The sequence below is a fragment of the Sporosarcina sp. SAFN-015 genome, assembly GCF_051966875.1.
GTDB lineage: Bacteria > Bacillota > Bacilli > Bacillales_A > Planococcaceae > Sporosarcina.
Genome location: NZ_JBQCKP010000001.1, coordinates 549,716 through 561,741, shown reverse-complemented (window position 1 = coordinate 561,741; position 12,026 = coordinate 549,716). Strand labels below are relative to the sequence as shown.

At 43.4% G+C, this 12,026-nt stretch carries 12 protein-coding genes and 2 riboswitches; of the genes, 7 read left to right on the top strand and 5 right to left on the bottom strand.

Annotation, left to right across the window (positions count from 1 at the left end; all coding sequences use genetic code 11):
- Nucleotides 1-7: 7 nt before the first annotated feature.
- Both ACTHPA_RS02605 and ACTHPA_RS02600 read left to right on the top strand, forming a co-directional pair.
- Entirely contained in the window at nucleotides 8-238 is a 231-nt protein-coding gene (locus ACTHPA_RS02605) for a sulfurtransferase TusA family protein (protein ID WP_440498501.1), read from the top strand.
- Between the two features lie 53 nt (nucleotides 239-291).
- Nucleotides 292-1,065: a sulfite exporter TauE/SafE family protein gene (locus ACTHPA_RS02600; RefSeq protein WP_440498500.1), complete on the top strand. Its 774-nt coding sequence runs from the start codon at nucleotides 292-294 to the stop codon at nucleotides 1,063-1,065.
- Nucleotides 1,066-1,167: 102 nt separating this feature from the next.
- On the opposite strand, the gene ACTHPA_RS02595 is transcribed toward ACTHPA_RS02600, so the two are convergent.
- Nucleotides 1,168-1,695, bottom strand: a complete 528-nt coding sequence (locus tag ACTHPA_RS02595; protein ID WP_440498499.1) for a DUF4871 domain-containing protein — start codon at nucleotides 1,693-1,695, stop codon at nucleotides 1,168-1,170.
- 181 nt (nucleotides 1,696-1,876) lie between these two features.
- Nucleotides 1,877-2,500 (bottom strand): glycerol-3-phosphate acyltransferase, encoded by a 624-nt coding sequence (locus tag ACTHPA_RS02590; RefSeq protein WP_440498498.1) that lies wholly within the window; start codon nucleotides 2,498-2,500, stop codon nucleotides 1,877-1,879.
- Nucleotides 2,501-2,928: 428 nt separating this feature from the next.
- Nucleotides 2,929-3,044: riboswitch (SAM riboswitch) on the top strand.
- Between the two features lie 121 nt (nucleotides 3,045-3,165).
- Here ACTHPA_RS02590 and ACTHPA_RS02585 point away from each other — a divergent pair.
- Together ACTHPA_RS02585 and ACTHPA_RS02580 are read left to right on the top strand one after the other, a co-directional pair.
- Nucleotides 3,166-4,458: an O-acetylhomoserine aminocarboxypropyltransferase/cysteine synthase family protein gene (locus ACTHPA_RS02585; protein WP_440498497.1), complete on the top strand. Its 1,293-nt coding sequence runs from the start codon at nucleotides 3,166-3,168 to the stop codon at nucleotides 4,456-4,458.
- Between the two features lie 53 nt (nucleotides 4,459-4,511).
- Nucleotides 4,512-5,498, top strand: a complete 987-nt coding sequence (locus ACTHPA_RS02580) for a homoserine dehydrogenase (protein WP_440498496.1) — start codon at nucleotides 4,512-4,514, stop codon at nucleotides 5,496-5,498.
- A 47-nt stretch (nucleotides 5,499-5,545) separates the two neighbouring features.
- On the opposite strand, the gene ACTHPA_RS02575 is transcribed toward ACTHPA_RS02580, so the two are convergent.
- Nucleotides 5,546-7,063: a BCCT family transporter gene (locus ACTHPA_RS02575; RefSeq protein ID WP_440498495.1), complete on the bottom strand. Its 1,518-nt coding sequence runs from the start codon at nucleotides 7,061-7,063 to the stop codon at nucleotides 5,546-5,548.
- A gap of 266 nt (nucleotides 7,064-7,329) precedes the next feature.
- Complete coding sequence (locus tag ACTHPA_RS02570; RefSeq protein ID WP_440498494.1) at nucleotides 7,330-7,560, bottom strand: helix-turn-helix domain-containing protein; 231 nt, start codon at nucleotides 7,558-7,560, stop codon at nucleotides 7,330-7,332.
- Nucleotides 7,561-7,662: 102 nt separating this feature from the next.
- Here ACTHPA_RS02570 and ACTHPA_RS02565 point away from each other — a divergent pair, with 102 nt between their 5' ends.
- Complete coding sequence (locus tag ACTHPA_RS02565; protein WP_440498493.1) at nucleotides 7,663-7,965, top strand: DUF2512 family protein; 303 nt, start codon at nucleotides 7,663-7,665, stop codon at nucleotides 7,963-7,965.
- A gap of 116 nt (nucleotides 7,966-8,081) precedes the next feature.
- Here ACTHPA_RS02565 and ACTHPA_RS02560 read toward each other — a convergent pair whose 3' ends face one another.
- Nucleotides 8,082-8,567, bottom strand: coding sequence for a QueT transporter family protein (locus ACTHPA_RS02560; protein ID WP_440498492.1), 486 nt, complete (start codon nucleotides 8,565-8,567; stop codon nucleotides 8,082-8,084).
- Nucleotides 8,568-8,573: 6 nt separating this feature from the next.
- A riboswitch (PreQ1 riboswitch) is annotated at nucleotides 8,574-8,618 on the bottom strand.
- Between the two features lie 127 nt (nucleotides 8,619-8,745).
- Here ACTHPA_RS02560 and ACTHPA_RS02555 point away from each other — a divergent pair.
- Nucleotides 8,746-10,920 (top strand): YhgE/Pip family protein, encoded by a 2,175-nt coding sequence (locus ACTHPA_RS02555; RefSeq protein WP_440498491.1) that lies wholly within the window; start codon nucleotides 8,746-8,748, stop codon nucleotides 10,918-10,920.
- A 104-nt stretch (nucleotides 10,921-11,024) separates the two neighbouring features.
- Entirely contained in the window at nucleotides 11,025-12,026 is a 1,002-nt protein-coding gene (locus ACTHPA_RS02550; RefSeq protein WP_440498490.1) for a hypothetical protein, read from the top strand.

Genomic DNA, 12,026 nt, shown 5'->3' with positions numbered 1-12,026 from the left:
TGACAAAATGGACGTAAAAAAAGTATTAGACGCAAAAGGGTTGGCATGCCCAATGCCGGTAGTACGTGCAAGGAAGACAATGAAAGAAATGGAAGTAGGAGAAATTATAGAAATTCAAGCGACTGACAAAGGCTCGGTTGCTGATTTGACAGCATGGGCAAAATCAAGCGGCCATAAAATGATTGACCAAAAAGAAGAAGCAGGCGTCTTCATGTTCTGGATTAAGAAAGCTGAATAAAGGGTGGGGGTATCTAAACAGATACCCTTTTCCTAATTAGGGAGAGTGATTTTATGGATATGGCATTTATTGTTACAATTTTTCTCATTGGATTTATAGGGTCCTTCATTTCCGGCATGGTCGGAATTGGTGGATCAATCATCAAATATCCGATGTTATTATACATTCCGCCATTGCTCGGAATTGCCGCATTCTCTGCACACGAAGTGTCAGGAATCAGTGCAATCCAAGTGTTCTTCGCGACGATATCCGGAGTGTGGGCGTACCGGAAAGGCGGATATCTCAACAAGACATTGATCATTTATATGGGAAGCGCGATTTTAGTCGGAAGCTTTATCGGAGGGTATGGTTCCAATTTGATATCGGAAGGAATCATCAATCTTGTGTATGGCATTTTGGCGACGATTGCGGCCATCATGATGTTCATTCCGAAAAAAGGTTTGGATGATATCCCTGCCGATAAAGTCGTTTTCAATAAATGGCTTGCAGCTGTACTTGCTTTCGTTGTTGGGATTGCTGCCGGCATCGTCGGAGCTGCCGGTGCTTTTATTCTAGTTCCGATCATGCTCGTCGTCTTAAAAATCCCGACACGCATGACAATTGCAACGTCACTCGCCATCACATTCATCTCATCGATTGGCTCGACGGTAGGGAAGATCGTGACCGATCAAGTTCTTTACGGACCAGCCGCCGTTATGATTGTAGCGAGCATCCTCGCCGCTCCACTAGGGGCAAAAGCGGGACAGAAGATGAATACGAAAGTATTGCAGGGCATATTAGCGGTATTGATTTTAGGGACGGCTGTGAAGATTTGGTTGGATTTTTGATGGTATGAGGATTTTAGCTTCATGGGCAGTGTTTTACTCACATAACAACCTCACAAAGAGATAGAGGAAATCTCTCCGTGAGGTTGTTGCAATTTAGATGAGTTAGACTTCCAATACGTTTACAACAACTTCTCCGAATAATTTATCGCCAATATAAACTTCTAACTTCCATAGACCCGGTGTTGGAAACTCCATATTTGATGGAACGTGTGTAGTAGCTCCATTGTTAGGGCTTATTCCAACTTCCGGATATTCCCAAACCTTTTCACTATGAGACGTACCTGCATCTCTAATAAGGATTTTGTGTTCTTCTCCTTTTTCGTTAATACCGATAACTTTTAATTTCCCACTGAATTCTTCTTTCTCCCCCCAAAAATGCCACATATATTTATTACCCTTTTCTGCAATAATTGGTTGGGCTTCGGCTTCTCCAACTTTTCCTGAACCAATTAAAAAACCTAATTTCTCTTCCTCTCCGATTAAGATATACGTGCCTTTAGTGTCATCACCGAAAGTAACCGGAATTTCAAAAGTTGGACTAACATCCCATTTCTCTTCAACAGCTTTTGTTTCTTCTGAACATCCTACTAACATTGTTGTCAGTAATAATCCTAAAATAACTTTCTTCATAATGGCCTCCTTTTGTCGCTGGAACATGATTACATATATATTAACATGTTATTCTGATAAGTATAAAAATAAGACGATAGACCAAAAAGACGAATTCCTAATAGGATTCGCCTCTTAAAATACCTTTTATTTCACTATGTTATCCTTCTGAATAGAATTACGTGCTCATTCATTCCAAATTCTATTTTTTCTTGAATGATGCGCGTATTCGCGTCTCTGTACCTTCACGGATCCGTTTGAAGTTTTCAATATGCTTCCAGATCGCCATTAAGAAAAGCAAAACAGCGACGAGGATCGCCCACATGTTACCTACTATAATTGACATTGTTAAAAGAGTGATATAAAGCATGATGACTCCGAAAACAAGTACATCCGTTATGAGTGCCACAAGAATGAACAGGATAAACCCGGCGAGCCCAAACCGCCAATCAATCGCAAATAGTACGCCGATTACAGTTGCAGTGCCTTTCCCGCCGTTGAATTTCATATGGAAAGGGAAGTTATGGCCGAAAATAACTGATGCACCGGTAATAAATAATAGCAATGTGATTTGTTCCGCGGAAAGACCAAAATGATCGGCAAGTAATCGAATTGCGATGACCGCAAAAATCCCTTTTCCGATATCAATCAATGCAACGAGTGCGCCATACCGTTTTCCGAGAACAATCATCGCATTCGAAGCCCCAGCATTTTTCACACCGGTCTCTTTCAAATTAACCCCAGAAATCCAGCGTGCAACTGTCGAGCCATGCAGGCAACCGACCAAATATCCACAAACTAGGGTAGCTAAAATCCATAACGTCATAAGAATCCCCCAAAATTAGTATATTGATATGAACCAACGTCCAAGGTAGGATGAATCGCGTCCAAAGAAGCCTTCTTCGCGCTCAAGAATCCACGCATGCGCTCAAAGAGTCTGCACCTGCGCTCAAGAATCCTCACATGCGCTCAAAGAGTCCGCATCCGCGCTCAAGAATCCACGCATGCGCTCAAAGAGTCCGCATCCGCGCTCAAGAATCCACGCATGCGCTCAAAGAGTCCGCATTTGCGCTCAAGAATCCGAATCCGCGCTCAAAATATCCATCCACACAAACCCATCCGGTGGCCTGACTACTAAAATTATTATAACATCAGAGACAAAGCGCAAGTTTCAGAAAAAAATAAATTCACCCCTTGACTTTTCGAAAAGAGTCTCCTATACTGTTCAACAAGATGAAAAACTGAATACCCAAACTCTTATCAAGAGCGGCGGAGGGACTAGGCCCTGCGATGCCCGGCAACCGGCAAGTGACGAACTTGCAAAGGTGCTACTTCCTACAGATTCGTGCAAACGGTCTGAAAGATAAGAGGAGGAATAAGCGAAAGCGTAACCCTTCTCTTAGCGAAAGGGGTTATTTTTTTTATTCCAAAAACCCCCAACGCCTCCGCATTGCCTTTTCATCTTACAAAAATCCACTGGAGGTAATACAAATGACAAAACTTCAACCTGAAACTCTTCTTTTACACGGTGGCCAAAAGCCGGATCCTATTACAGGTTCTCGTGCTGTGCCGATCCACCGTACTACTGCTTTCGTTTTCCGCGACACTGAACATGCCCAAAACTTATTCGGCTTGCAAGAAGCAGGCAATATTTACACAAGAATCACGAATCCGACCGTTGCTGTCTTTGAAGAAAGAGTTGCACTTTTGGAAGGAGGAACAGCAGCTGTCGCTCTTTCTTCCGGTATGGCGGCTATCGCCTTTTCCATTTTGAACATTGCTGGAGCAGGGGACGAAATCGTAGCTGCGGGCAACCTATACGGTGGTACGTATAATCTATTCGCCGTCACGCTTCCTCGCTACGGCATCAATGTGAAATTCGTCGATGCAGAAGATCCTGAAAACTTCCGTGCTGCGATAACGGACAAAACAAAAGCGGTCTTCGCTGAAACGATCGGGAACCCGAGCCTTCAAGTGCTCGATATCGAAGCGGTCGCAAACATTGCGCATGAGAATGAAATCCCATTCATCATCGATAACACATTTGCATCTCCATACGGATCGAATCCAATCGAGTTCGGGGCGGACGTTGTCATTCATTCCGCGACGAAATGGATCGGCGGTCACGGAACGACAATCGGCGGTGTCGTTGTAGACGCGGGGAAATTCGACTGGACGCGAGGCAAGTTCCCGGGCTTCACTGAGCCGGATCAAACATACAACGGACTCCGCTACGGCATTGACACTGCGGCGGCTGCATTTGCGACGAAGCTACGTGTCCAATTACTGCGCGATTTCGGACCTTGCCTAGATCCAGACAGTGCATTCAACTTCCTGCAAGGACTTGAGACACTTCATTTGCGCGTAACACGCCATAATGAAAATGCAGTTAAAGTGGCTGAGTTCCTGAAATCTCATCCATCCGTCGAGTGGGTGACATACGCCGGTTTGGAAGATCATCCGACGTACGAAAATGCTAAGAAATACTTGAAAAATGGCTTCGGTTCGATCATCGTCTTTGGAATTAAAGGCGGCCGTGAAGCCGGTCGCAGAGTAATCGACAATATTACGTTATGGTCACACGTAGCGAATGTAGGGGATGCAAAATCTCTAATCATCCACCCAGCTTCGACGACACATCAGCAATTGTCTGCTGAAGATTTGAAAAAGACAGGAACGCCGGAGGAACTGATCCGTCTATCTGTCGGACTTGAGTCTACGGAAGATACGATTGCAGACCTCAAGCAAGCAATCGAAAAAGCTGCGCCTGTCGGAGTTCGATAATAGAGCGTCATTGATTGTTACAATAATAAACCAAAGTTAAGGAGGGTGGTATAATGCCGTCAATTAAAGTGGCCATACTCGGTTTTGGTACGGTCGGTGAAGGTGTGTATAGAATCCTGCAGGAGAAGCGGGAGGAGATTAAAGAGAGCACTGGTTTCACAGTTGATGTCGTATCCATCCTTGTGAAAGACAAGGCGAAAAGACGCAAGCCGATTCAAGGAGCAAAATTCACAGACGACATTCAGGAAATATGGAGTAATCCAGAAATCGATGTTGTCTTCGAAGCAATTGTCGGGGAAGAGCCTGCCTATACGTTTTTGTCGGAAGCGATTGAGAAGGGCTGCCACATTATTACTGCGAATAAAAAGATGTTCGCCAAACACGGACCTGCTTTACTGAAACATGCAGGGTTCCGCAATGTGCAAGTCGGATTCGAAGCGACAACAGCTGGAGGCGTCCCGATTATTCGGACAGTGACAAATCTTGTTGCAGGCGACCGCATTAAACGGATTCAAGGTATTTTAAACGGGACGTCAAATTTCATTTTGACGAAAATGCGTAAAGAAGGTTCTTCGTTCCAAGCAGCTCTCTTGCATGCCCAGAAAAACGGGTACGCGGAAGCGGATCCTGCGGATGACGTGGATGGTACGGACGCGTTCCGCAAGCTGATGATTTTAAGCTCGCTCGCTTTCGGCAGACAGCCCGATTGGGAGGACGTACCAGTTATCGGAATTGATCATTTGGAGTCAATCGATATTATCGATGCATCCAAAGGTGATCTTCGCTATCGTCATGTAGCTGATATTTGGAAGGACGAAAAAGGGAAGCTGCAAGCAACGGTAGGGCCAGTTTTAATCGGGGCTGATCATCCGCTATTCAGTATAGACGGTGTCGACAACGCAATCATCGTAGATACCGAATATCTAGGACCATTAACTTTGGTAGGTCCTGGTGCCGGCATGTATCCAACAGGAAGTGCAATGATTGCAGACTTGTTGCATATCATTCGTCAACATGAATCGGTCCTAGTACTAAACTAAAAAGTGGAGGAGGAATCTTAGATTCCACCCTCCACTTTTTGTATTTATTACACAATGTCATTTACTTTCTTTTTCCTTGGCCGCTCACTTTTTGGCCGTTCACTTTGCAATGCTTTGATCAAGGAAACGATCATCAGCAGCATAATAAATGAGAACGGCAAGGCGGCAATGATGATGGTGTTCTGCAATGCTGTCAATCCATTTACAGAGAGCAAAATGACCGCAATGGCAGATTGGATAACACCCCAAATGATCTTCACGTTATTCGGCGGGGTCAAAGAACCATACGTGGACTGCATGCCTAATACAAACGTTGCTGAGTCTGCGGACGTGATGAAGAACGAAGCAATTAGAAGAACCGCGACGACTGATATGAAGAATGACCATGGCATCGAATGGAACATTTCAAAAATCGTTAATTCGGTATCTGCTTTCGCTAAGTCTGCAATCCCTTCACGCTGCATATTGATGGCGGTTGTTCCGAAAGCTGAGAACCAGAAAGCGCTCAAAATGGTTGGCGCCAACATGACTACAACCATGAATTCTCGGATTGTTCTTCCTTTCGATACACGCGCGATGAACATGCTGACGAACGGTGCCCAAGAAATCCACCAAGCCCAATAGAAGATAGTCCAATCTTCTAGCCATTCGCGATGAGCATCGTTCAACGGTGCCGTACGGAAACTCATCGAAACGAGGTTGGCAAGATAGCCTCCAATTGAATCAGTGAACACATTGAAAATAAGTAAAGTCGGTCCAACGATGAGGACGAAGCCTAATATGGCAAGGGCAAGAACCAGATTTGTATTCGACAAGTACTTAATCCCTTTGCCAAGCCCCGACCAAGCCGACATGACAAAGAGTACTGTGACGACTGCAATTATAATCAGTTGTGAAGAGAATCCGATAGTAAAGCCGAAAAGATAATCCAGCCCTGCGTTAATTTGAACAGCACCGAAGCCGAGAGAAGTGGCAACGCCAAAAGCTGTTGCAAATACGGCAAGAACATCGACGAGGACACCCCATGGTCCCTCCATTTTTTTACCGAAAATCGGCTTCAATGTTGCTGAAATTAACCCCGGTTCTCCTTTGCGGAATTGGAAATAGGCAAGTGCAAGACCGACAATTCCGTACATCGCCCATACATGCAATCCCCAATGGAAGAATGTGTAGCGCATCGCTTCTTTGAAGGCTGCGTCTGAATTTGGTTCGGCCGTCGCTGGATTAATGGCGTAATGGGATAATGGTTCAGCTGCCCCGTAAAAGACTAAACCGATACCCATACCTGCGGAGAATAGCATTGCAATCCAGGTGATTGTCGTAAACGATGGACGGTCCGTGTCTTGGCCTAAACGCACTTTTCCAAATGGACTAAAGATGAAGAATAGGCTAAGCACAAGAAGAAATGATAGCAGTAGCATGTAATACCATCCGAATGAAGATGAAACGAAGGATTTTATGGAAGTTGTGACGGCTTCAAAACTTTCCGCCGCAGTCACTCCGTAGCCGACCGCCAAGATGATCAGGCCAATTGTTATATAAAATACATTTGATATTTTTCGCATGTTTCCCCCTATGGATCATGAATTTTTGAAACGACTACATACTATACCAATCATATAGCAGGAAAGCAAAAGGGGTGAAAAAGTAAACACGTACACAAATAGCTTGTTTTATTTTTTTATAAATACGTATAAGGTGCATCCTATAGGTGTCCAGTAGGAGTAAATCGAAAATTGCGGATTGTGAATCCGGTTTGGGCTGAATGAAAAAATTGTGTCTTTCTGACTAGAACACATCCCTGTTTTCATTTTACCCTTGTTACCGACTTTTAATCCTCGTCTTTAATATCAAGATCTGGAGGCAACGGTTCACTCAAATAGTCTTCAATCTGCCTTTTTAACGTTTCGAGCTGATTAAAATAAGTGCCAAACTGACTTTGATTAATAAGGTATTGATCGCCGTCGTGCACGGATCGTATGCGTCCTGCCCAAACGTACTTCCGAACTTGCTCAATTGGCATCCCTAAATATTCTGCAGTTTCTTCAATTGTCATATACATACCAAAACTCTCCTTCTGTTTTCTTTACATTATAAACGAATGATACTTTGCATGTATTTGGGCAGTTTAAAAAGTAATAGACGAATGGAGGTATTGATCATTTTGAACGAAGAATCTAACGTGAACCATGGAAGATCTATTTTAATAAAAGCAATATTGATTTTCCCGATTTTATGGATTGTTTTAACATTGTTTAACGGTGTTTCTTTTTGGCACTCAACCATTTTAGGAATCGCTTTATTAGTCATTTCCTATTTAGGCGATATGATGTTACTCCCGAAAATAGGCAATATGGCTGCGACAATTGGAGATGTGTTGTTAGGGTTTATCGTTTTATGGGGGGATTACATTTGCTTGGATATACGGATTCTATGGGAGAAGCATTTTTTGCAGGGGTACTCGTAAGTATAGGGGAATACTTTTTTCATTCTTGGCTTTTGAAAACGCATTTCGGCAGCACATATTTAGATGAAGCGTAAGAAAAAAACGAGGGTGGCATTATGTAATGCCATCCTCGTTTTTTATATGAGTTTGCTGAAATTGAGCCGTTTATCCAAAGCGACCATAACAGGAATGCCAACTGCCATGACGACGAATTCGCCAACAGCGACAAAGAGCCATGTTAGTAAGAAAGGAAACTCCAATGCGATGTTCAATTCCCAAGCTATGAGGAACATCGTAAACGTGAAGACAATTGTATTGAAAAACATCCGTCGGTATAACCCGTCGATGAACTTGGCGGATAGGATTGTAATCGACAGGGCGAGTACGGATTGCCCGACCCCGAATACAAGATCAATCGGTCCAAGTTCGGAAAAGAACATGTTGGCGATAAATACGCCTAGAACGACACCGACGATATATTTTTTATTGAACACAACGAGATGATTGAACATCTCAGACAAGCGGAACTGGATGTTTGTGAATCCGAACGGGGCAATCAAAAACGTCACAGCAACATACAACGCAGCGATAATACCGCTCGTTGCCATCATTTTTACTTTCATATTCATTTCTCCTTAGTTTTTTTTCGTGGGAGGTTCGCGAACCACGTGGCAAAAAGCCTGCCTTTCAGTCTATCATAGGACTATTGAACGTTCAAGAGCCGTTTTATATGGCAAGCTGATTTCCCTTGAAAACGGGTATGCTATTTTCAAATGAATGATTGTTGAAAGAGGGAGCGATATGCGAAAGAGCTGGTCCATTTTCATGACTGACGTTAAGAATATTAGCCATAACTGGGTCGCGGCTGTGTTGATTGGCGGACTCATTTTTCTTCCATCCTTGTATGCATGGTTCAATATTTATGCGACATGGGATCCTTATGGTAAAACAAGTCAACTGCCGGTCGCCGTCGTCAATGAAGATGTCGGAGCGGACGTACGAGGTGAGCATATCGATGTCGGCGTGCAGCTTGTTGATACGTTAAAAGGAAATCGGGATATGGATTGGCAATTCACCACTCGTTCAAAGGCGATGGAACGGATTGAGTACGGGGATTATTTTGCGGTGTTAATTATCCCGCAGGATTTTTCGGTGAAGCTCAGTTCCGTCATTTCCGATCATCCCGAGAAAGCGGAGATCGATTATTATGTGAATGAAAAAATCAATTCCATTGCCCCAAAAATTACTGAAAAAGGTGCAAGCGTCATTGTCGATAGAGTGAGCAGGCAATTCATTTCGACGGTGAACGGCGTCATTTTTGATCAGTTTAATCGGCTAGGCATTGAGCTTCAACACGATATGCCGGATATCGAAAAATTCGAGAACTATATTTTTAATATGGAAGAGCAACTGCCCCAAATTCATGATTTGCTGAAAAACACAACACGAGATGCAGTGTCAGCACAAGACTTGATTCATAAAGCGCAATTGAAAATGCCGACAGCAAAACAATCGATTGCAGATGGATTGACGACGGTGAACCGTACATTGACCTTTTTGGATAGTGCGGAAGCTAGGCTGAATGAAATTGCACCTAAGGTGAATAGTGATTTGCAACGCGCGTCTGCAATTTCGAAGGAAACGAACGAGTTTTTAGGAAAAGTGAGTAACGTCAAATTGGATTTTACAGAAATTGACCGTGTGAAAGAACAGCTAGATACTAAAATGACGGAGACAATCCAGAATATTGGATCGGTGGAAGCGGATCTCCGGTGGTTGCAAGATGTAGCAAGCAACGAAGAACAGCCAAATGTGGAGCGGCAAGAGAGATTGCAAAATGCGCTCGACAAGACGACGGACTTACAAAATTTGCTGGAAGAAGTGCAAACGAATGCTAACTCGCTTAATGGATTAGTTGAAGGTAGGCAACAGCAATTGAAGCAAACATTGGTAGATTTAGAAAGGTTATCAGAGAATGCAACCGTACGACTTGATCAGTTTCTTGATGAATATAAAAATACAATCGAGCCAACCGTCATCGCAGAAACAGCACGCGCCAAAAAAACGCTCCAACAGGCTAAATCGTTGCTGACGTCAATACAATCGACTGTCCCTGAGGTGGAGCGCATTCTGGCAAGTACCTCTAAGCATATAACTGAGGGAACCGAGTTGTCGGAAAAAGCATTGAACGAGTACCCTTACATCTCGGATAGAGTGGGAAATCTTGCTGACAAAATTCGTACCATCCAAGGTGAAACGGACATTAATGAAATTATCCAGTTGCTTCGGAATGATCCGCAAGCGGAGCGCAGCTTTTTTGAGGAACCGATATTGTTAAATGAAAATAAATTATTCCCTATCGAAAATTACGGAACAGGCATGACGCCATTTTACACTGTGCTTGCTATTTGGGTTGGCTGCCTACTTCTCATCTCCCTTCTTGCTACGGATGCTGAAAATGTGGATGGGATGAGCAGCAGACATATTTACGCAGGGCGTCTATTTACATTCCTCGCTATCGGTCTGCTCCAAACTCTTATCGTTACAGTCGGCGATCTCGTAATCCTTGGTGTTCATGCAAAGGATCCAGTCTGGTTCATCGTTTTCGGACTATTCATCAGTACGGTGTTCATGATATTCGTCTACACGCTCGTCTCTTTATTCGGAGATGTCGGAAAGGCGCTTGCGATCATCATGCTCGTTCTGCAAATTGCCGGTTCCGGCGGCACATATCCAGTTGCGCTCTTGCCGAGCTTTTTCCAATGGATCAATCCCGGCCTCCCGTTCACATATGCGATTGATTTAATGAGAGAAGCAGTCGGCGGCATTGTTTGGCAACGGGTCATAACGGACATCGCATTTCTGTTCATTACAGGAATCGTCTTTTTTTTAGTAGGCATCTTCCTGAAAAAGATCGTGAACCGGAAAACCCATCAATTGTTAAAAAAATCACGGGAATCGGGGCTGTTTCATTGAAGGGGGACATCACATCAGTTGATTTCCAACTATTGAAACAAATTAGTCGTTAAGAACGTACCAATAAAGGAAGTGTCGTATTGATAAATATAGGGGGATTGGGAATGAGGAGGCTATTGCTAGGAAGTGTATGCTTGGTCGGTATACTGAGCGGGTGCACGGACCAGACAAACGCAGATCAGACAACTGAAATTAATGAACTGAAAAAGCAAATCGAGCAAATATCATCAGAAAAAGATTCTCTTATTAATACGTTAGAGAAGGAAAAGAGAGCGCTCGAGCTAGACTTGAATCAACAAGTGAGTAATGATTACTCGATGATTGAAGCAAAAGATATTGAAAAATATCCACAAACGCTTTATAAGTCAGCTACTTTGGACATGGATGGGGATGGCGAGGAGGAAGTAATCGAATTATACGTGAATGCAGGCAAAACGGAAAATGGGGTCTTTGCTTGGGATGATGGACAGACCTGGTTGTTAGTAGTGAAAGACGGCGATAAAACCTACCCGCTTTTTGATGACTTTGTTCAGCTCGGTTCGATTGATTTCAGTACGACAAGACTTGATAGGAAACCGGGAATCGTGATGATTATGAGGTCACATTCTGATAGAATAGTACAGAAATTCTCATACGACAAAAATGAAAATGGATATCAGAAGGAAACCTTTTATAAGAAAGAAAATATAAATGATCAGTATAACCAGCCAGCCTCCTATGCCTTTTTCAACGATGCATATGAATTAATGGACATGGCATTTACAACTAAAATGTTGCCGGTTCTAGAAGCTAGTGAGAATACTCTTCAGGACAATGAGGAGAGAAGGGCGATCATGGAGCCGATTTTAGAAGATGCTTTTAATGCTGAGCGATTGCTGGAGATGGCCTCGGAGTTGAATCGGGAGCTGAATGTTTCTTTAGATGACACGATAAACATGTTGAACCAACTAATCAACAAGCCGCCGACAGCTGAGCAAATGAATCAATTACAATCAATTCACGATGTGTTCAAAGATATCGAAACAGAAGATATAATAATGAAGGAAGAGAATCAGATTCATCCTGAGATTCGAGAGTTGTTTCAAAGGATTGATTTCATTCGTTAA